The organism is Phenylobacterium sp. J426 (assembly GCF_024699945.1).
Taxonomy (GTDB): domain Bacteria; phylum Pseudomonadota; class Alphaproteobacteria; order Caulobacterales; family Caulobacteraceae; genus Phenylobacterium.
Genome location: NZ_JAJOMY010000001.1, coordinates 541518 through 559341, shown reverse-complemented (window position 1 = coordinate 559341; position 17824 = coordinate 541518). Strand labels below are relative to the sequence as shown.

Annotated in this window: 20 protein-coding genes, 1 tRNA gene and 3 pseudogenes; 11 read left to right on the top strand and 13 right to left on the bottom strand. The window is 68.2% G+C overall.

The features are described 5' to 3' along the window. Window positions 1-107 precede the first annotated feature (107 nt). Window positions 108-1517, top strand: coding sequence for a protein adenylyltransferase SelO (locus LRS10_RS02890; protein WP_257835931.1), 1410 nt, complete (start codon window positions 108-110; stop codon window positions 1515-1517). A 92-nt stretch (window positions 1518-1609) separates the two neighbouring features. Here LRS10_RS02890 and gluQRS read toward each other — a convergent pair whose 3' ends face one another. Together gluQRS and LRS10_RS02880 are read right to left on the bottom strand one after the other, a co-directional pair. Beyond that, the gene (gluQRS, locus tag LRS10_RS02885) at window positions 1610-2446 is read right to left on the bottom strand and encodes a tRNA glutamyl-Q(34) synthetase GluQRS (protein ID WP_257835930.1); all 837 of its coding nucleotides are present in this window, start codon (window positions 2444-2446) and stop codon (window positions 1610-1612) included. 9 nt (window positions 2447-2455) lie between these two features. Further along, window positions 2456-3085 (bottom strand): TetR/AcrR family transcriptional regulator, encoded by a 630-nt coding sequence (locus tag LRS10_RS02880; RefSeq protein ID WP_257835929.1) that lies wholly within the window; start codon window positions 3083-3085, stop codon window positions 2456-2458. Between the two features lie 785 nt (window positions 3086-3870). Here LRS10_RS02880 and LRS10_RS02875 point away from each other — a divergent pair. Then, window positions 3871-4432 (top strand): annotated as a pseudogene (locus LRS10_RS02875) (HNH endonuclease). A 62-nt stretch (window positions 4433-4494) separates the two neighbouring features. Beyond that, window positions 4495-4776, top strand: coding sequence for a hypothetical protein (locus LRS10_RS02870; RefSeq protein ID WP_257835928.1), 282 nt, complete (start codon window positions 4495-4497; stop codon window positions 4774-4776). Here LRS10_RS02870 and LRS10_RS02865 read toward each other — a convergent pair. The 5 genes and pseudogenes from LRS10_RS02865 to LRS10_RS02845 form a co-directional block, all read right to left on the bottom strand. Continuing rightward, window positions 4773-5060 carry a hypothetical protein gene (locus tag LRS10_RS02865; RefSeq protein ID WP_257835927.1) on the bottom strand — a complete coding sequence of 96 codons (288 nt, stop codon included), beginning with the start codon at window positions 5058-5060 and terminating at the stop codon, window positions 4773-4775. The genes LRS10_RS02870 and LRS10_RS02865 overlap by 4 nt on opposite strands. A 167-nt stretch (window positions 5061-5227) precedes the next feature. Next, a pseudogene (locus tag LRS10_RS02860) lies at window positions 5228-5792 on the bottom strand (demethoxyubiquinone hydroxylase family protein). Further along, window positions 5789-5872, bottom strand: coding sequence for a hypothetical protein (locus tag LRS10_RS02855; RefSeq protein WP_257839070.1), 84 nt, complete (start codon window positions 5870-5872; stop codon window positions 5789-5791). Before LRS10_RS02855 ends, LRS10_RS02860 begins: the two are co-directional and overlap by 4 nt. Beyond that, window positions 5851-6300, bottom strand: a complete 450-nt coding sequence (locus LRS10_RS02850) for a disulfide bond formation protein B (RefSeq protein ID WP_257835926.1) — start codon at window positions 6298-6300, stop codon at window positions 5851-5853. Before LRS10_RS02850 ends, LRS10_RS02855 begins: the two co-directional genes overlap by 22 nt. Before the next feature lie 28 nt (window positions 6301-6328). After that, window positions 6329-6778, bottom strand: coding sequence for a YqaA family protein (locus LRS10_RS02845; RefSeq protein WP_257835925.1), 450 nt, complete (start codon window positions 6776-6778; stop codon window positions 6329-6331). A gap of 276 nt (window positions 6779-7054) precedes the next feature. Here LRS10_RS02845 and hppD point away from each other — a divergent pair, with 276 nt between their 5' ends. From hppD to LRS10_RS02815, 6 genes are read left to right on the top strand one after another with little or no spacing between them, the layout of a single operon-like run. Next, window positions 7055-8155 carry a 4-hydroxyphenylpyruvate dioxygenase gene (hppD, locus tag LRS10_RS02840; RefSeq protein WP_257835924.1) on the top strand — a complete coding sequence of 367 codons (1101 nt, stop codon included), beginning with the start codon at window positions 7055-7057 and terminating at the stop codon, window positions 8153-8155. Next, window positions 8155-9258 carry an isoaspartyl peptidase/L-asparaginase family protein gene (locus LRS10_RS02835; protein WP_257835923.1) on the top strand — a complete coding sequence of 368 codons (1104 nt, stop codon included), beginning with the start codon at window positions 8155-8157 and terminating at the stop codon, window positions 9256-9258. The genes hppD and LRS10_RS02835 overlap by 1 nt, the downstream gene beginning before the upstream one ends. Then, window positions 9258-10391 (top strand): homogentisate 1,2-dioxygenase, encoded by a 1134-nt coding sequence (locus LRS10_RS02830; RefSeq protein WP_257835922.1) that lies wholly within the window; start codon window positions 9258-9260, stop codon window positions 10389-10391. Before LRS10_RS02835 ends, LRS10_RS02830 begins: the two co-directional genes overlap by 1 nt. After that, window positions 10388-10672, top strand: a complete 285-nt coding sequence (locus LRS10_RS02825) for a hypothetical protein (RefSeq protein ID WP_257835921.1) — start codon at window positions 10388-10390, stop codon at window positions 10670-10672. Before LRS10_RS02830 ends, LRS10_RS02825 begins: the two co-directional genes overlap by 4 nt. Then, window positions 10672-11676 carry a fumarylacetoacetate hydrolase family protein gene (locus LRS10_RS02820; RefSeq protein WP_257835920.1) on the top strand — a complete coding sequence of 335 codons (1005 nt, stop codon included), beginning with the start codon at window positions 10672-10674 and terminating at the stop codon, window positions 11674-11676. Before LRS10_RS02825 ends, LRS10_RS02820 begins: the two co-directional genes overlap by 1 nt. Continuing rightward, entirely contained in the window at window positions 11676-12176 is a 501-nt protein-coding gene (locus LRS10_RS02815; RefSeq protein WP_257835919.1) for a MarR family winged helix-turn-helix transcriptional regulator, read from the top strand. Before LRS10_RS02820 ends, LRS10_RS02815 begins: the two co-directional genes overlap by 1 nt. A 13-nt stretch (window positions 12177-12189) precedes the next feature. Here LRS10_RS02815 and LRS10_RS02810 read toward each other — a convergent pair whose 3' ends face one another. The 3 genes and pseudogenes from LRS10_RS02810 to LRS10_RS02800 all read right to left on the bottom strand — a co-directional run bounded on the left by LRS10_RS02810 (window position 12190) and on the right by LRS10_RS02800 (window position 14792). Beyond that, entirely contained in the window at window positions 12190-12513 is a 324-nt protein-coding gene (locus tag LRS10_RS02810) for a hypothetical protein (protein ID WP_257835918.1), read from the bottom strand. A 101-nt stretch (window positions 12514-12614) separates the two neighbouring features. After that, a pseudogene (locus LRS10_RS02805) lies at window positions 12615-14493 on the bottom strand (ferrous iron transporter B). Continuing rightward, window positions 14490-14792: a ferrous iron transport protein A gene (locus LRS10_RS02800; protein WP_374569435.1), complete on the bottom strand. Its 303-nt coding sequence runs from the start codon at window positions 14790-14792 to the stop codon at window positions 14490-14492. Before LRS10_RS02800 ends, LRS10_RS02805 begins: the two are co-directional and overlap by 4 nt. 276 nt (window positions 14793-15068) lie before the next feature. Between LRS10_RS02800 and LRS10_RS02795 the strand changes: the two genes are divergently transcribed. Together LRS10_RS02795 and LRS10_RS02790 are read left to right on the top strand one after the other, a co-directional pair. Continuing rightward, window positions 15069-16301, top strand: a complete 1233-nt coding sequence (locus LRS10_RS02795; protein WP_257835917.1) for a site-specific integrase — start codon at window positions 15069-15071, stop codon at window positions 16299-16301. A gap of 46 nt (window positions 16302-16347) precedes the next feature. Beyond that, window positions 16348-16432 (top strand) — tRNA-Leu (locus LRS10_RS02790). Window positions 16433-16467: 35 nt separating this feature from the next. On the opposite strand, the gene LRS10_RS02785 is transcribed toward LRS10_RS02790, so the two are convergent. The 3 genes from LRS10_RS02785 to LRS10_RS02775 are packed head-to-tail and all read right to left on the bottom strand — an operon-like array spanning window position 16468 to window position 17800. Next, window positions 16468-16965: a Fur family transcriptional regulator gene (locus LRS10_RS02785; protein WP_308237898.1), complete on the bottom strand. Its 498-nt coding sequence runs from the start codon at window positions 16963-16965 to the stop codon at window positions 16468-16470. Then, window positions 16965-17336, bottom strand: a complete 372-nt coding sequence (locus LRS10_RS02780; RefSeq protein ID WP_257835916.1) for a copper-binding protein — start codon at window positions 17334-17336, stop codon at window positions 16965-16967. Before LRS10_RS02780 ends, LRS10_RS02785 begins: the two co-directional genes overlap by 1 nt. A 23-nt stretch (window positions 17337-17359) precedes the next feature. Next, on the bottom strand, window positions 17360-17800 hold the full coding sequence (locus LRS10_RS02775; protein WP_257835915.1) for a helix-turn-helix domain-containing protein: 441 nt from the start codon (window positions 17798-17800) through the stop codon (window positions 17360-17362). Between the last annotated feature and the right edge of the window lie 24 nt (window positions 17801-17824).

The window sequence follows — 17824 nt, the reverse complement described above, 5'->3', positions numbered from 1 at the left end:
AGCATCATCTATCTTGTCGGCCTGGTCGTGATCGTCCTGGCCATCCTGGGCTTCCTCGGCATCCGCTAAAGGTTGCCGGGGGGCCACCCCGGGCCTACCTGCTCCGGATGCCTGTCTCCGCCGCCTATCGCCCCGATCCGAAGTTCCCGGAGCTCGGGTCCGAGTTCGCCGACCCGGTGGCGGCGGCGCATTTCCCCAAGACGATCCTGCGCTATCGCAACGACCGGGCGGCGGCCACCGTCGGTCTCGACGCGCTGACCGACGAGGAGTGGATCGCCCACTTCGGCCGCTTCCACCCGCTGCCGGGCAACATCGATCCGCCGCTGGCCCAGCGCTACCACGGCCACCAGTTCAGGGTTTACAACCCCGAGCTCGGCGACGGCCGCGGCTTCACCTTCGCGCAGGTGCGCGAGCTCGGAACCGATCGGCTGCTGGAGCTCGGCACCAAGGGCTCCGGCCAGACGCCGTGGTCGCGCTCGGGCGACGGCCGGCTGACGCTGAAGGGTGGGGTGCGCGAGGTGTTGGCCACCGCGATGCTGGAGGCGCTCGGCGTCCCGACATCGCGCTCGTTCTCCCTGGTCGAGACCGGCGAGGACCTGATCCGCGGCGACGAGCCCAGTCCGACGCGCTCCTCGGTGCTGGTGCGGCTGTCGCACAGCCACATCCGCTTCGGGACGTTTCAGCGGCACGCCTTCTTCGAACGCGCCGACCGGATCGCCGCGCTCGTCGACCACGTGATCGCCAACTACTACCCCGAGCTCGAGGGCGCGGACGATCGCCCTGCGGCCCTGCTGGCCGCCGTCGGCGAGCGCGCCGCCAGGCTGGCCGCCAGCTGGATGGCCGCGGGCTTCGTCCACGGCGTGCTCAACACCGACAACATGAACATCACCGGCGAGAGCTTCGACTACGGCCCGTATCGCTTCCTGCCCAAGTCGGACCCAAACTTCACGGCGGCCTACTTCGATCACGCCGGCCTCTACGCCTTCGGCCGCCAGCCCGAGGCGGTGTTCTGGAACCTGCAGCAGCTGGCCGGCTGCCTCACCTTCGTCAGCGACAGCGACCGCCTCGTCGAGGCTCTGAACGGCTTCGGCCCGGCCTACCGCCGCGAGCTGGTGGCGGCGGTGATCCGCCGGCTGGGCCTGCAGCCGCGCGGCGAGGGTCCGGACGACCTGCTGGTCCAGGCGGCGTTCAAGAACCTGGCCGAAGGCGGCGAACGCCTGCGGTGGGAGCCCTTCTTCTTCGACTGGTTCTGCCAGCGGGAGCCGACCGGGCCGCGGGCCGACATCTACAGCGGCGAGGCCTTCGCCGACTTCCGGGACCTGATCCGCGCCTACGCGCCCGACCGGCCCGAGCGTCTGGCGCATCCCTACTTCGCGGGTCGCGAGCCGGAAGAGCTGCTCTACGACGAGATCGAGGCGATCTGGGCGCCCATCGCCGCGGCCGATGACTGGGAGCCGCTCGAGGCCAAGCTCTTCAAGATCGAGGCGGCGCGCCAGGCATGGGGCTTTAGCCCCTAGCGCGGGACACCCGCTGCGCCAGGACGGCGCCGCCGAGGGCGACGAGGTCGGCCAGAGCCTGCCATGTCGGGGCTTCGGGCGGGGAACTAGGGTCAGTCGAAACCCAGCTCCTGGCGGAGAGCGGCCGGCGTGATCCCGCGGGCCCGGAGCTCGCGCAGCGTCTCGGCCTTGTCGCGCTTGGCGAAGCGTCGGCCGTCCGACCCGGTGAGCAGCCGATGGTGGCGGTAGATGGGCGTCGGCAGGCCCAGCAGCGCCTGCAGCAGGCGCTGGACGTGGGTCGCCTCGGCGAGGTCCTCGCCGCGGATCACGTGGGTCACGCCCTGGAGCGCGTCGTCGAGCACCACGGCCAGGTGATAGGCGACGCCGACGTCCTTGCGCGCCAGGACCACATCCCCGCCGAGCTGCGGCCGGGCCTGCACCGTGCGCGCCACGCCGGAGCCCTCCTCGATAAAGGTCAGCGCCTTGAACCCGCCCAGCCGGCGCTCCGCCGCCTCCAACGAGAGCCGCCAGGCGAAGGGCGCGCCCTCGGCCAGCCGCCGCGCTTCCTCCTCGGGCCGCAGCGGCGCGCCGCGGAACACCTCCATCGCGCCGTGGGGGGCCCGGGCGATCTCGTCGGCCACCTCCCTGCGCGTGCGGAAACAGCGGTAGAGCAGGCCGTCAGCCTCCAGGCGCGCAAGCGCGCCGTGGTAGTCGTCAAGATGCTCGGATTGGCGCCGCACCGGCGCTTCCCAGCTCAAGCCCAGCCAGGTGAGATCCTCGCCGATCGCCGCCTCGTACGCCGGCCGGCAGCGGGTGGCGTCGATGTCCTCGATGCGGAGGAGGAAGCGGCCGGCCTCGGCCCGCGCAGCCGTGAAGGCCGTGAGGGCCGAGAACGCATGGCCCTTGTGCAGATAGCCGGTGGGCGAGGGGGCGAAGCGGGTGACGAACACCCGGCCTGATTAGTCCCGGTGGGTGTGCGGGAACAGGCCCATGTGCTGCAGCACCGCGGCGATGAACTGCTGCTCGCCGCCGAGCGCATCCTTCATGTGTTCGAACTGCTTGAAGCCGGCCATTTCGGCGAGGCCGTGGGCGGCGCACCAGGAGGCGATCGTGGCGAGCTCGAGATCGGTTTCCGCGGTCGGATCGGCGCCGTGCTCGATCATGGTGTCGCGGACCCGGCAGTAGGCGCTGTCGTCGCTGCCGTCCTCCATCTCGATCGGCAGCATCTCCTTGTCGCGGGCGGCGTCGTACATCACGCGGTACAGCGCCGGATGCTCGCGGGCGAAGCAGACGTAGGCGATGCCGAGCGCCGTCAGCTGCTGGCGGCCCTCCGCCGCGGCCTTGGCCTCGGCCATGCGGGCGTTCAGCATCTCCCAGCCTTCATGGGCGACCGCGTCGAGCAGCTCGGCCTTGTCCTTGAAGTGGTGGTAAGGTGCCGCGGGACTGACGCCGGCTTCGCGCGCCACCGCGCGCAGCGAAAGCGCGCTGGGCCCCTCCGCCTCCAGCAGCCTGCGCGCGGCGTCGACCAGCGCGCGGCGCAGGTCGCCGTGGTGGTAGGGGCGGGACTCGGCGCTATGAGCGTCTCTCATCACCTGAACCATAAATCTGCATCTGATCGCCGTAAAGATATCTTGACGCCGCTCAGATCGACGTTATCTTAGCGTTGTTCAAATGACAAACGTCGTCGGCCTCCCCGAGTTCAAAAAGGGCGGTTCAGGCGGCGGGTCTGAAACTGAAAGGTGTGTGTCATGTCTCTCGCCAACTTCGAGCGCGTCTTCGACCGCTTCGCGCCCGTCTTCCTCCTGTTCCTCGGTTTCACCGCGGCAGGCGCGACGGCCGCCCTCGGCGCCTAAGGTCTCCCCCACCGAACGCCGATGCTTAGAAGGGCCCCCGCGTGGGGCCCTTCTTCGTCCTGCGTCCTTGTCGGCGCAGCCAATGCAAAATCGCATAGCTGTCCGGCGCAAAAGCTTATCTGGTCAATGTTCAGATCGTGTTATCTAAGCATTGTCCAGATGGATGCGGCGCCCAGGAGGGCTGGGGCCGCCAACCGAATGAAGGAGAAATGCGATGTCGATCCTGATGAACCGGATCCTCGACGTGGTCGTCTCGTTTGCGATCGTGGGCCTGGCCCTGACGACCGCCGGCGCCACCGCCGCCCTCGGCGCGTGATCCCTGAGGATGCGCCGCGGACAAGCCTCGCCCAGGTGATCCGGTCGCCGGGCGAGGCTCAAGGCGCCGCGTCGTAGAGATGTCGTCGAATCGAGCCTATAGTTCCCGAAAGCAGCTTCTTAAGACGAGGGTCGTGTCTTCAGTCCCAAGTCGATCTTCATAGCTCCGCTTGTCATCGCCGTCCGGCGTGTACGGAGGGTTCGCCATGCAGGTGCTTAGGCATCCGCCGAATGGCTGGCCCTGCCTCGTGCTCAATGCGGACTTCCGACCTCTAAGCTACTATCCCCTGTCGCTCTGGCCGTGGCAGGACGTGATCAAGGCGGTCTTCCTCGACCGCGTGGACGTGGTTTCCACCTACGACCAGGTGATCCACTCCCCCCTCCTTCGAAATGAAGCTGCCGAGCGTGGTGTCGCTGAAGCACTACGTGGCCCAGGACCGGCCCCCGGCCTTCACCCGCTTCAACCTGTTCCTTCGCGACAGCTTCACCTGCCAGTACTGCACCTCGACGGACGATCTGACGTTCGACCACGTGATCCCCCGCTCCCGCGGCGGGCGCACGACCTGGGAGAACATCGTCACCGCCTGCGCGCCGTGCAACCTGACGAAGGGCGGGCGTACGCCGCATGAGGCGCACATGCATCCGCGGATGAAGCCCCGCCGTCCCAGCGCCTTCGAGCTGCAGGAGCGCGGCCGCCGGTTCCCGCCGCACCACCTGCACGAGAGCTGGCTGGATTACCTCTACTGGGATATCGAGCTGGAGGCGTGACGCCGTTCGGCGAGCGAGCTAATCTCGCCGCCATGAGGCCGTGGATTCCGCTTTCGCTTCTGATGGTTGCCTGGCCGGCGGCGGCGCTCGCGGTCGACGACATCCCGACGCCGGGCGAGCTTTCGGAGGCGCTGGACCACGTCCGCGGCAGGACGGAGCCCGTGCGCAATGTGAAGTGCGCCAAGAGCGGCCCCAGTTTCGTGCGCTGCACCTACCATCAGCCGACGCCGAAGGGGTACACGCGCTGGGCCGTGCTGGTGTCGCCGGAGGACGACGGCCGCTGGAGCGTCTCGGAAGGACCGGTTCGCGACCGCGCGAACTCCGTGCGTCGCAACAAGCGCTAGCGGAAGACCCAGATCCCGCCGGTCAGGCCGCCCGGCGCCTCGGCCAGGCCTCGGATTTCAAGGCGGGCGCGCCGCGCGCCGCACAGGCAGCGCAGACGTTCCTCAAGATCGTCGACATGCTGGCGGCCGAGGCCCTGGGCGAGCCACGGCTTGGGGTCGACCGCCGCTTCGCGCCCGCAGTTGCAACGCGCCCAGAGGCTGGACCGAGGCGCCGTCGCCCGCGCCAGCCGGGGCTCGCCCGCGAAGGCCGTCTCAAGGGCCTGATGGAACATCCCGTCCGCCATGTCCGCCTCCTCGTGTGAGGTGCGAACAAAAGCAGAACTTAAGGCTTCCGTCGACTCCGCCATGGCTGTGTTCCCCAACCCTCTCAACCCCGCGTAGGAACGCTGCGGGAGCCTATGAAAGAGGCTGGCGATTCCGCGCCGGGCTCAACGGCCGGAACGTCGCGGATTCACACCTTTTCGCTGATCTTGATGGCGGCGCGGCAGCCGGTGCGGATCACCGCGGCCAGCAGGCCGTACCCGGGGCGCCTCGCGAGCGCCTTCTTCGACGGCGAGGTCGCGATGCGCCAACTCCTCGTCGCGGAATTTGCTGAGCTCGGCGGCGAGCTCGGGGTCGCGGTCGGCCAGTTCGGCGATCTGGCCGGCGTAGTGCTCCTCGATCACCGTCTCCACCGCTTCGGTGCAGGCGTGCGCCGCCTTCTCGCCCAGCAGCGCGGTTCCCGCGCCCAGCGCAAAGCCGGCCAGCCGCCAGACCGGAGCCATGGCGGTGGGCCGCACGCGCCGCTCGGTCAGGAGGCGGTCGAACCGGGCGAGGTGCTCGGCCTCGTGGCCCTCCATCTCGGCCAGTTGGCCCGCGATCCGCTCGCGGCCGGGCGCCTGGCCCAGGACCGCGCGCTGTCCGCGGTAGATGTGCACGGCGCCCAGCTCGCCCGCGTGATCGACACGCAGGATCTCCGCCAGCCGGGCGGACATCGCGCCGCGGCCCGGCCGCGGCGGGACAGGCTTGTCGCTCATCGCTTGGCCCTTTCACGGAGCGCGGCGAGCACGCTAAGGCCCACAAGCCCGAGCGAGATCAAGGCGTTCCATCCGGCCATGGAGAGGCCGGCGAACACCCAGGGCGCCTCGTCGCAGGCGGGGGGCGGACGGTGGCCCCGGCCAGGAAATCGTTCAGCGCCGCGGCGTCGACCCCGCCGCCTGTGGCGGCGCACGCCGTGGGGCCCGGCCAGAACTTCCACTCCGCGCCGGCGTGATAGACCGCCACGCCGACGCCGACGGCGAAGACCAGACCCAGGATCCAGCAGGTCGCCTCGCGCCAGCGCGGCCCGCCCGGCAGGCGCACGATCACCATGAAGGCCGCCGCCAGGCCCAGCGCCGTCCAATAGACCTCGCGCTGGCGCAGGCAGAGCGTGCAGGGCGCATAGCCGCCGAAGGTCTCGAACGCGTGGGCGGTGGCCAGCATGGCCGTCGATGCGAGCAGCGCACAAAGCCGCCAGCGGTCGAGGAAGGGTCGCAGAAATGTCATGGCCGCGGATATGACCTCAAAGCGGCGCTCACATGAAGACCTTCAGCACCAGGAACCCGCCCACGCCCAGGATCACCAGGATGATCGTATAGAGCGTCAGCCGGCGTTCGAACTCCTGGAGCATCGCCGGGCCCAGGTACTTCAGCACAGCCGCGACGGCGAAGAACCGGGCGCCGCGTGACACGGCCGAGGCCCAGACGAAGGTCAGCAGGTCCAGGTGGGCCATGCCCGAGGAGATGGTGATCAGCTTGTAGGGAATGGGCGTGAAGCCGGCCACCATCACGAACACCACCCCGAACCGGTCGAACAGGGCTTCGAATTCAGCCTTGCCCTCCGGATGTCCGAAGAACTCGAGGATGCGCACGCCGACCGGCTCCAGCAGATGGCCGATGCCGTAGCCGAACACGCCCCCGACGATGGAGGCCACCGTGCAGATGGCCGCGAACACGAAGGCCCTGTTCGGCTTCGCCAGGACCATCGGCGCAAGCATCACGTCGGGCGGGACCGGGAAGAACGAGCTCTCGGCGAACGAGATGATGGCCAGGGAGCGGGGGGGCTTGGCGCGAGGCGGCCAGCCGCATCACCCAGTCGTAGAGCTTGCGGATCATTCCGGGTCCGGTTTTCGGGGTCCGAGGGGGAGGTTCGAGCGTTCTGGCTAGCAGGGGTTCGGCTGCTTGTCTCGGCCCGTTCGAGCCGAGCCTTGCCAAGTCGTTTCATGTGATACTATCTGTCGGACGACAGGGAGACTTCCGCCATGAACGTGCAGACGAAGCCGCAAGGCCGCGACCTCTTCGAGAACCCGCTGGGCACCGACGGCTTCGAGTTCGTCGAGTTCACCTCGCCCGAGCCCGAGCGGCTGAAGACGCTGTTCGAGCTGATGGGCTTCACGGCCGTCGCCAGGCACCGCTCCAAGAACGTCCTGCGGTTCCGCCAGGGCGACATCAACTTCATCCTCAACATGGAGCCCACCGGCCAGGCCGCCGACTTCCGCGCCGCCCACGGCCCTTCGGCGAACGCCATGGCCTTCCGTGTCAAGGACGCCGCCAGGGCCTTCCAGATGGCCATCGAGCGTGGCGCGAAGCCGGTGCAGGGGCCGGTCGGTCCGATGGAGCTGAACATCCCCGCCATCGAGGGCATCGGCGGCTCGAACCTGTACCTGGTCGACCGGTACGGCGCGCAGGAGATCTACGACGTCGACTTCGTCGCCATCCCGGGCGCGGAGGAGGCCATGTCGAAGAACGGCGTCGGCCTGACCTACCTCGACCACCTGACCCACAATGTGCACCGCGGCAACATGAAGACGTGGGCCGAGTTCTACGAGCGCATCTTCAACTTCCGCGAGATCCGCTACTTCGACATCGAGGGCAAGCAGACGGCGCTGGTGTCCAAGGCCATGACCAGCCCCTGCGGCAAGATCCGCATCCCGCTGAACGAGAGCCAGGACGAGCACTCGCAGATCGAGGAGTTCCTGAAGGACTACAAGGGCGAGGGCATCCAGCACGTCGCCCTGGGCACCGACGACATCTTCTACGCCGTCGAGACCATGCGCGAGCGCGGCGTGCTCTTCCAGGACACCATCGACACCTACTTCGAGGGCATCGACGCCCGCGTGCCGGGCCACGGCGAGGACGTCGCGCGCCTCCAGCGCAACAAGATCCTCATCGACGGCGCGCCCACCGAGGGCCAGGGGCTGCTGCTGCAGATCTTCACCGAGAACATGATCGGTCCGATCTTCTTCGAGATCATCCAGCGCAAGGGCAACGAAGGTTTCGGCGAAGGCAACTTCAAGGCCTTGTTTGAGAGCATCGAACTCGATCAGATCCGGCGAGGGGTGCTCCCGGCGAAGGAAGGCTGATGCGGTCGAAGGTCCTCGGTACGGTTCTGGCGGCGGTGACGACGGTGACGATGGCGGGGGCGGCGGAGGCCCAGACGAAGCCCAAGTGGGCGATCGTGGTGCACGGCGGCGCCGGGGTCATCGAGCGCGAGGACCTCACGCCCGAGCAGGACAAGGCCTATCGCGAGGCCATGACCCGCGTCGCGAACGTCGGCGCCGAGGTCCTGAAGAAGGGCGGCTCGGCGCTCGACGCTATCGAGGCCTCCGTGAAGATCCTCGAGGACGATCCGCTGTTCAACGCCGGCCGCGGCGCGGTCTTCACCGCCGAGGGGCGCAACGAGCTCGACAGCTCTGTCATGGACGGCAAGACCCTCAAGGCCGGGGCTGTCGCCGGCGTCACCACGGTGCGGCATCCCATCAGCCTCGCCCGCGCGGTGATGGAGAAGTCGCCCCACGTCATGCTGATCGGCGAGGGGGCCGAGCGGTTCTCACGGACCCAGGACCTCGAGCAGGTCGACAACAGCTACTTCTTCACCGAGCGTCGCTGGCAGGCGCTGGAGCGCGAGCTGAAGAAGCTGAACCTGCCCATCCCGCCTCGCCCGAGGGGCGCGCCGCAGGCCGGGCTCGACCAGCCGTTCGAACGCGCCGAGCTGCAGCATGACGAAGGCGCCAACCGCTCCTGGCTGGCGCAGGTCGACAAGAAATACGGCACCGTGGGCGTCGTGGCGCGCGATGCGAACGGCGACGTCGCCGCCGGCACGTCCACCGGCGGCACGACCGCCAAGCGCTGGGGCCGCGTCGGCGATGCGCCGATCATCGGCGCCGGGACCTACGCGTCGAACAAGAGCTGCGCCGTCTCCGCCACGGGCACGGGCGAGTACTTCATCCGCCTGACGGTGGCGCGCGAGATCTGCGCCCTCGTCGAGCACAAGGGCCTCAGCCTGCAGGCGGCCGCCGACCAGGTGATCCAGAAGGACCTGACGGCGCTGGGCGGCGACGGCGGCGTCATCGCCGTGGCGCCCGACGGTCAGATGGCCTGGAGCTTCAACACCTCGGGCATGTACCGGGCGCGCTTGGCCGACGGCCAGCCGCTGACGGTGGGCATCTACAAGGACGATCCGTGATGGCGAAGGGCGACTGGATCCCGGTCCGGGCCGCTGAGGGGGTTCACTCCAAGCAGGCCCACGCCGACCTCCCCGAGGGCACCTACGAGCGCGAGATCTCGAAGGAGGGGTTCTTCGGGCCGGCCGCCTTCCTGCACCACCGCCGTCCGCCGACCAGCTGGACGACCTTCGAGGGGCCGCTGCGTCCGCGGGCCTTCGACCTGAACCGCCTGAACGCCGCCGAGGCCTCGCCCTGGGACGCCCGCGTGGTGCTGCAGAACGCCGCCTGCGAGGTGCGCTTCTGGAAGCTGGAGGCAGCCATGCCGGCCCTGGCCCGCAACGCGGACGGCGACCAGATCCTCTTCGTCCATGAGGGCGAGGGCGAGCTTCTCTGCGACTACGGCCGGCTGCGCTTCCGGGCTGGCGACTACCTCTACCTGCCGCGTGGCACGATGTGGCGGCTGCGCCCGGCGAGCGCGACGGCGGTCCTGATGATCCAGGCCACCAACACCCACTTCAAGCTGCCCGATCGCGGCCTGATGGGCGGGCATGCCCAGTTCGATCCGGCGGTGCTGGAGACGCCGGCCCTCGACGACGCCTTCAAGGCCCACCAGGACGAGGCGGGCGAGTTCCGCGTCGAGATCAAGAAGCGCGGCCAGGTCTCGACGGTGACCTATCCTTACAATCCGCTGGACGCCGTGGGCTGGCACGGCGACCTCGCGCCCGTGCGGCTCAACGTGCGCGACATCCGGCCGGTGATGAGTCACCGCTACCACCTGCCGCCCAGCGTCCATTCGACCTTCGTGTCCGACCGGTTCGTGGTCTGCACCTTCGCCCCGCGCCCGTTCGAGACGGACCCCGGCGCGCTGAAGGTGCCGTTCTTCCACAACAACGACGACTACGACGAGGTGCTGTTCTACCACGCCGGCGACTTCTTCAGCCGCGACCACATCGAGGCCGGGATGATGACCTTCCATCCGTCCGGCTTCACGCACGGGCCGCACCCCAAGGCGCTGAAGAACATGCTGGTCCAGGCCAAGCCGGCCACGGACGAGTACGCCGTGATGATCGACACGCGCGATCCTCTGGACGTGGGCGAGGCGGCGGGTACGGTTGAGAACCCCGCCTATGTGGACAGCTGGAAGACCGCATGACCCTCGAGGCCGATCTCTCGGCCGCCGCCCGTGACGAGCTGGAACGCGCCTGCACCCTGGGCTGGCGCCAGCTTGCCGATCACCTGCCGTGGGGCGACACCTTCGAAGGCTTCACGCCGGCCGGCCGCGAGGTCTGTTTCGAGCGCGCCTACCTGTGGGACGGCGAGCCGGGCGGCGACATCCGCGTCGAGGTCACGGTCTACGAGCCCGAGGCCTACGAGGCTGGCGTGAAACTGACGGGTCAGATCCCCCGCGAACCTTTGGACATCCGGAGTCACTGATGAAGCTCGCGTCTCTCAAGGGTGGCCGCGATGGCCGGCTGGTCGTCGTCTCCAACGATGTGGCCTGGTGCGCGCCGGCCGACCGCATTGCGCCGACGCTGCAGGCGGCGCTGGACGATTGGGAGCGCTGCGAGCCTGAGCTCAGGGGTTTGGCCGAGAGCCTCGAACACGGCGCCGTGCCGCGCGAACGCTTCCACGAGCATGATGCGGCGAGCCCGTTGCCCCGCGCCTACCAGTGGGCCGACGGCTCGGCCTATGTGAATCACGTGGCTCTCGTCCGGCAGGCCCGCGCGGCGGAGATGCCTGAGAGCTTCTGGACCGATCCCCTGATGTACCAGGGCGGTTCGGACGGCTTCCTGGGACCGCGCGACCCGATCCCGCTGAAGGACGAGGCGTGGGGCTGCGACCTCGAAGGCGAGATCGCCGTCGTCACCGGCGACGTGCCGATGGGGGCCAGCCGCGACGAGGCGCTGGCGGCGATCCGCCTGGTCATGCTCTGCAACGACGTCTCGCTCCGTAACCTGATCCCGAACGAGCTCGCGAAAGGCTTCGGCTTCTTCCAGTCCAAGCCGGCCTCGGCCTTCTCGCCGGTGGCGGTGACGCCCGACGCCCTGCCGGGCTGGAAGGACGGCCGCCTGCACGGGGCGCTCGAGGTGGAGCTGAACGGCCGGCCGCTGGGCTGCGCCGACGCGGGCGTGGACATGACCTTCGACTTCGGCACTCTGATCGCCCACGCCGCCAAGACCCGCGCCCTCTCGGCGGGCACGATCATCGGCTCGGGGACGGTCTCCAATAGGGGCGAGGACGGCGGCCCGGGGCGCGCCATCGTCGAAGGCGGCGTGGGTTACTCCTGTCTGGCCGAGGTCCGCACGGTCGAGACGATCCGCGACGGCAAGCCGGCGACGCCGTTCCTGAAGGCCGGGGACACGGTGCGCATCGAGATGGTCGACGGCAAGCGGCACACGATCTTCGGGGCCATTGAGCAGCAGGTGGTCCAGGTCTGATGCCCGAAGGGGGCGACAAGGCGCCGGAAGCGGGAACGCTGAGGCTGGACGCCTACCTGCCTTACCGGCTGTCGGTGGCGTCGAACGCGGTGTCGGGCCTGATCGCGCGCGCCTACCAGGACCGCTTCGGGCTCACCATTCCGCAATGGCGCCTCGTGTGCGTGCTGGCTGAGGAGGAGGGTCTGACCCAGGGCCAGATCGTCGCCCGCACGGTGATGGACAAGGTGACCGTCAGCCGGGCTGCCCAGGGGCTGGTGAAACGCCGCCTCGTCAGCCGTGCCGACCATCATGCCGATGGCCGTAGCCATGTGCTGGAGCTGACGGCGGAGGGCCGCCGGCTCTATGCCGAGATCGCGCCCCTGGCGCTGGCCTACGAAGCCGCGCTGATCGCAGGGCTCTCGCCGGACGAGGTGGGCCTGCTGAAGCGCCTCCTCGCCCGCCTGCAATCGGCCGCAGGCCAGCTTTCGGGCGAAGATCCGCCGCCGGTCAGCCTGCGCTGAGCGGGCGTGCGCGCTAGTGGATGTAGGCCGGCTCGGGCCGGACGCTCCACCGGTGCGACCCCTCGCCGAACGGAAGGTGGAAGCCGAAGGCGGCCCGCTTCCGCTCGTCGCGCCAGTACTCCTCGAAGGAGCTGACCAGGGCGAGCTGGAGCTCTTCCGGGATCTGACGGACATCGTGGCCCAGGCTGCGGGCCACCTGTTCGATCACCAGCGTCCGGTGCGCTTCGCCGCCGAACGACAGGAGAACCTCACGGACGCGCTTCGCCAGGGAATCCTTGCGGGCGAACGGCTTTTTGCCGGTGATCGCGTCGTGGGTGTTTTCAAGCGTCTTCTGCATGACGACACGAGCTTGGCGCCGGCTCATTTATCGCCCGGTTAAACGCTAGGGCGAATGGATGGTTAATTTTCGCGCGAAGGTTTAGCGGGCGGTAAACGCCCTCAGCCGGCGCCGAGGGCCACTGCGGTGTGGTACACGGCGAAGGACGCCGCGTAGGCCAGGGCGATCATGTAGAGGAACATGACGCCCACCCAGGCCCAGGAGTTGGTCTCCCGCTTCACGACGCCAAGCGTCGCGACGCACTGGGGCGCGAAGATGTACCAGGCCAGGAACGACAGGCCCGTCGCCAGCGACCAGCTCTCCGCCAGCCGGGCGCCGAGCGCGCCGACATTGGCCTCCGCGTCGCCCACCGCATAGACGGTGCCCAGCGCGGCCACGGCCACTTCGCGGGCGGCGAAGCCCGGGATCAGGGCGACGACCATCTGCCAGTTGAAGCCGATCGGCGCGAAGATCGGCTGGATCGCGTGGCCGATCATGCCGGCGAAGCTGTAGTCGATCGCCGGGCCGGTCGCGCCCTCCGGCGGATAGGGGAAGGTCGACAGCACCCAGACGAGGATCATCAGCGGCAGGATCATGCGGCCGGCGCGGTTGATGAAGATGCTGGCCCGCTGCAGCAGGTTGCGGGCGACGTTCTCGAACGACGGCCACTTGTAGGTCGGCAGCTCCATCAGGAACGGCTCGACCGCGCCGCGCCAGAACACCTTCCGGATGACGAACGAGACGAGCAGCGCGCTGAAGATGCCGGCCGCATAGAGGCCGAACATGACGAGGCCCTGCAGGTTCAGGCCGGGGCCCACCGTGCGGTCGGGAATGAAGGCGCCGATGATCAGGGTGTAGACCGGAATCCGCGCCGAGCAGGTCATCAGCGGCGCCACCAGGATGGTGGTCATCCGGTCGCGCTTCTGGTCGATCACCCGGGCCGCCATGATCCCCGGGATCGCACAGGCGAAGCTGGAGAGCAGCGGGATGAAGGCGCGTCCGTGCAGGCCGGCGCCGCCCATGATCTTGTCCATCAGGAAGGCCGCCCGGGCCATGTACCCGAAGTCTTCCAGCAGGATGATGAAGAAGAACAGGATCAGGATCTGCGGCAGGAAGACCAGCACGCTGCCGACGCCGGCGATCAGGCCGTCGACGATCAGGCTGTGGACGAGGCCGTCTGGCAGCACCCGCCCCACCAGTTCGCCCAGAGCCACGAAGCTGGCGTCGATCAGATCCTGCGGGGGCCCGGCCCAGCTGAACACCGCCTGGAACATCACGAACAGCAGGCCCAGCAGGATGGCGAGGCCGGCCACGGGGTGCAGCAGCACGGCGTCGATGCGGCCGGTCAGGGTGTCGGGGTGCTCGGGCGGCCGGACGTAGGCCTTGAGGATGCGCTGGGCCTCCCGGTGCGCGTCGCGGATCTCGCCGGCCGTCGGCGCCCGCCACTGGTTCTCGTGTTCGGGGAGGGGCGCCGGCGCCGACCACGGCGTCCACCTGGGCGACCAGGTCCTCGATGCCGCGCTTGCGGGTGGCGACGGTGGTGACGATCGGTACGCCCAGTTCGGCGCGCAGACCCTCCAGGTCGATGCGCAGGCCCTGCCGCTGGGCGATGTCGTACATGTTGAGCGCCAGCACCATCGGCCGGCCGACGGCCTTCAGCTCCAGGATCAGGCGCAGCACCAGGCGCAGGTTCGTGGCGTCCGCCACGGCCACCACGACGTCGGGCGCGGTTTCGCCGGCCAGCTGGCCGAGAACGGCGTCGCGCGTCACCGCCTCGTCCGGGCTGCGGGCCCGCAAGGAATAGGTGCCGGGCAGGTCCAGCACCGACAGCGTGCGGCCGCCGGCGGTGGTGACGAAGCCTTCCTTCCGCTCGACAGTGACGCCGGCGTAGTTCGCCACCTTCTGGCGGCTGCCGGTGAGCGCGTTGAAGAGGGCGGTCTTGCCGGTGTTCGGGTTGCCGACCAGCGCCACGCGGGCCGGCCGGATCACAGCTTCGCTCATCTGGCGTCCAGCCGAACCCAGACGTCGGCGGCGTCGCGGCGGCGCAGCGCCACGCGCATGTCGTCCACCCGCAGCGCGATCGGGTCCTGTCCGATCAGGCCCTGGTGCAGCACCTCGACCGAGGCGCCCTCGACGAAGCCGAATTCCAGCAGCCGGCGCTCGAGTTCGTGCACATCGACGCCGCCATGATCGGCGCCGTGCTCCGCCCGCACCTCGACGATCACGCCGCGGTCGCCGGGCTTCACCCGGCTGAGCCGCGTCAGGTCTTCGGCCAAAGGCTTGGCCAGCATCTGGTGCATGCGCACGACCCCGACGTCCGCGAACTTTGCGAACGATTATCAGTTAGTTTGCGCGGGCCCGGTTAGCAAGCTCCAGTCGCCTGCGACTGGCGGCGAAACCGTCTTTGCGAACGCCGCGGCCTGCGGCTAGAACGCCTTCTGCGCGGGCGTGGTGAAATTGGTAGACGCGCCGGACTCAAAAGCCAGGAGCGTCTATCTTTCGCTGCAAAAACAGCAGCTTAATAGGCCTTCGGACTTACACATGTCCTGCACACCTGCTCAGCAGGAGCCGAAGACATGCCCGCCGAACGCCATACCCTTCTCGACGGCCGAGTTCACGTTTACAGGCGCGAAAACAGCCGCTTCTGGCAATGCGCCATCTACCTCAGCGGCCGGAACCATCGAGCGTCGACCCACCAGGACCGGCTCGACGCGGCGCTGACCGTCGCTCGTGAGTGGGCGCTCGACCGCATCGCCGAAGATCGGTTGGGCTCTCGCAGCCTTGGGCTCAACCGGGCGGTCGCGACCGTCCCGCCACTGCCCTCTTCCCCGACGGCCAAGACCTTCAAGCAGGCCGCGGAAGCGTTCATGGCTGAGTACCGCGTCCTGACCGCCGGTGAGCGGAATGCGCGCTACGTCGAGAACAAGGAACGGCACCTCAAGCTCTATCTTCTCCCGTTCTTCGGCAAACGCCCGGTCAGCGAGGTGACAGCGGGTCTGATCCAGCAATATCGCGTCGCGCGGCTCGGCAACGCGGGCGGCAAGCGCCCGGCGCGGAGCACCTTGCATCAGGAGACGGTCACGCTTCGCCAGGTGCTCAAGTCGGCGAACCGCCATGGATGGATCGCCGCCGTTCCAGACATGTCGGCGCCGTACAAGACGTCGGGGAAGATCTCGCACCGCGCGTGGTTCTCGCCTGAGGAGTACGAACGGCTACGCGCAGCGACCGAAGAACGCGCCCGCAGCCCGAAGCGCGACCGTTGGCGGAGTGAGTGCGAGCTCTTCCACGACTTCGTGGAGTTCATGGCGAACACTGGGCTCCGCCCCGACGAGGCCCAGCGCCTCGAATTCCGAGACGTGAAGGTCGTGACAGACGCCGCCACGCGGCAACGCATTCTGGAGATCGACGTCCGCGGCAAACGCGGTGTCGGCTTCTGCAAGAGCACGCCCGACGCGGTCGCCCCCTTCGAGCGGCTGCTGAAGCGGCGCGGCGTGTGCAAGCCGACAGCTCCCGTGTTCGGGAAGATCCAGCGGCAGCTCATGAACGCAGTGCTCGACGAGCTAGGGCTGAAGGAGGATCGCGACGGCAACCCGCGCACCGCCTACAGCCTGCGTCACACGTACATCTGCCTGCGCCTGCTCGAAGGCGCCGACATCTACCAGGTGGCCAAGAACTGCCGGACGAGCGTGGAGATGATCGAGAAATTCTACGCGTCCCACATCAAGACGCGCGTGGATGCAGCAGCGCTTAACGGCCGTTCCAAAACGCGGAAGGTCCCTTCCGCGGGAAAGGCGCTGGCGAACGCCTAGCGCCTTCTTGGCGAACGCCTCCTCGGAAGCTAGATAGGTCTCCGCCGCGGGCGTGGCGAAACTGGTAGACGCACGGCACTCAAAATGCCGCGACCTCGGTCATGTCGGTTCGATTCCGACCGCCCGCACCAAACAATCTCCGACAATGCCGGGCTGCTATCGGGACTCAGCCGACGCAGTCTGGGCACACGCCGTGGACTTCCAGAACGAGACGGTTGGGCTTGAAGCCTCGTGCAGAAGCGGCCGCGAATGCGGTCTGATCGATTTCGAGTTCACATTCCTGGGCCCTGCCGCAGCAGTCGCAGATCAGGAATTCGATCGCTGAGCGGCCGTGATGGCGGTCGCAGGCCACGAATGCATTCAAGCTCTCGATCCGGTGTGCGAGGCCGACGCGAACCAAGAACTCCAGAGCCCGGTAAACCGTCGGTGGCTTGGCTGCGTAGCTTGGCCTCGAGAGCGCCTGCAACAGCTCATAGGCGCCGATCGGCCTCTCCGCGCGAACCAACAAGTCGTAGATGCGTGCTCGCCCTGGAGTCCAGGTTTGGCCCACCCGAGCACAGTGGTCGGAGGCTTCGGCGAGCCGCCGTTCGACCGCATTGTCGGCAAGCTCGCCCTTCGTTCGGTGGCTACGCGCCATGCCCGGCGGCTCGAACTGGTGGCCCATCAGCTCGCCGGCGCTGGAGAAACGTAGAGGATCTCGCCCGCCTCATCCTGCACGGTAGCGCGGAAGTAGACGCGCGCGCCCGGCCGAAGGCGTGCGATATCGCTTTGCCGGACACGAAAGTTCATCACCATGCTCGGCCAGTCGTTGCGGGATTGATGCGTGTGACGAAGCGAGACCGTCAACCTGCTCGGATCGATTGCGACCACCTCTCCAAGTCCTTCCTCGGTGCCGAACTGCGAGATCAGCGGGCGTACTGGTCGGCCGTGTTCCGGGTCCAACCGCTTGAGCCTCAAATGGCTCATCTCCTCTGGCGTCAGCTCCACGGTCGGCTCCCGCTCGCAGCCGATCAACAGGATGGCGAGCAGGAGCATCAGGGCGGCGCCAGCAAACGGCCTCACGGGAGCGCTCGGGAGGTCGAGTGATCCGTGACGCAAAGGGCGTGATCGGCCAAAGTTTCGATGACGCGGCAGTCGCCGGCGAGGCCACGGCAGCTGGTCGCAACCATGCGCTTCAACTCGGACCGCAACGCCTGCAACTGGGCAATCTTCGTCTCGATTGAGGTCAGCTGTTCTGCTGCGAGGGCGTTTGCGTCGTCACAGGCGTAATCCGGATGATCGGCTAGGTCGAGCAAGGTGCGGATCGCGTCGACGGAAAAGCCAAGCTGGCGCGCGTGCTTGATGAACGCCAACCGACGCACGGCCCGATCATCGTAAATGCGGCGATCGCTCTCGGTGCGGTCCGGTTTGAGCAGAAGCCCGATCTGCTCGTAGAAGCGGATCGTCGGGACCTTCACGTCGGTCGCCTTGGCGAGTTTGCCGATTGTGAGCGCTGGCATGCGGCCTCCTGTCGTGCCGTCAAA

Coding starts and splice junctions, on each gene's coding strand:
- LRS10_RS02890 (WP_257835931.1), top strand. CDS start 108: ATGCCTGTCTCCGCCGCCTATCGCCCCGATCCGAAGTTCCCGGAGCTC.
- LRS10_RS02880 (WP_257835929.1), bottom strand. CDS start 3,085: ATGAGAGACGCTCATAGCGCCGAGTCCCGCCCCTACCACCACGGCGAC.
- LRS10_RS02870 (WP_257835928.1), top strand. CDS start 4,495: ATGGTTGCCTGGCCGGCGGCGGCGCTCGCGGTCGACGACATCCCGACG.
- LRS10_RS02865 (WP_257835927.1), bottom strand. CDS start 5,060: ATGGCGGACGGGATGTTCCATCAGGCCCTTGAGACGGCCTTCGCGGGC.
- LRS10_RS02855 (WP_257839070.1), bottom strand. CDS start 5,872: ATGGCCGGATGGAACGCCTTGATCTCGCTCGGGCTTGTGGGCCTTAGC.
- LRS10_RS02850 (WP_257835926.1), bottom strand. CDS start 6,300: ATGACATTTCTGCGACCCTTCCTCGACCGCTGGCGGCTTTGTGCGCTG.
- LRS10_RS02845 (WP_257835925.1), bottom strand. CDS start 6,778: ATGGTCCTGGCGAAGCCGAACAGGGCCTTCGTGTTCGCGGCCATCTGC.
- hppD (WP_257835924.1), top strand. CDS start 7,055: ATGAACGTGCAGACGAAGCCGCAAGGCCGCGACCTCTTCGAGAACCCG.
- LRS10_RS02835 (WP_257835923.1), top strand. CDS start 8,155: ATGCGGTCGAAGGTCCTCGGTACGGTTCTGGCGGCGGTGACGACGGTG.
- LRS10_RS02830 (WP_257835922.1), top strand. CDS start 9,258: ATGGCGAAGGGCGACTGGATCCCGGTCCGGGCCGCTGAGGGGGTTCAC.
- LRS10_RS02825 (WP_257835921.1), top strand. CDS start 10,388: ATGACCCTCGAGGCCGATCTCTCGGCCGCCGCCCGTGACGAGCTGGAA.
- LRS10_RS02820 (WP_257835920.1), top strand. CDS start 10,672: ATGAAGCTCGCGTCTCTCAAGGGTGGCCGCGATGGCCGGCTGGTCGTC.
- LRS10_RS02815 (WP_257835919.1), top strand. CDS start 11,676: ATGCCCGAAGGGGGCGACAAGGCGCCGGAAGCGGGAACGCTGAGGCTG.
- LRS10_RS02810 (WP_257835918.1), bottom strand. CDS start 12,513: ATGCAGAAGACGCTTGAAAACACCCACGACGCGATCACCGGCAAAAAG.
- LRS10_RS02800 (WP_374569435.1), bottom strand. CDS start 14,792: ATGCACCAGATGCTGGCCAAGCCTTTGGCCGAAGACCTGACGCGGCTC.
- LRS10_RS02795 (WP_257835917.1), top strand. CDS start 15,069: ATGCCCGCCGAACGCCATACCCTTCTCGACGGCCGAGTTCACGTTTAC.
- LRS10_RS02785 (WP_308237898.1), bottom strand. CDS start 16,965: ATGGGCCACCAGTTCGAGCCGCCGGGCATGGCGCGTAGCCACCGAACG.
- LRS10_RS02780 (WP_257835916.1), bottom strand. CDS start 17,336: ATGCTCCTGCTCGCCATCCTGTTGATCGGCTGCGAGCGGGAGCCGACC.
- LRS10_RS02775 (WP_257835915.1), bottom strand. CDS start 17,800: ATGCCAGCGCTCACAATCGGCAAACTCGCCAAGGCGACCGACGTGAAG.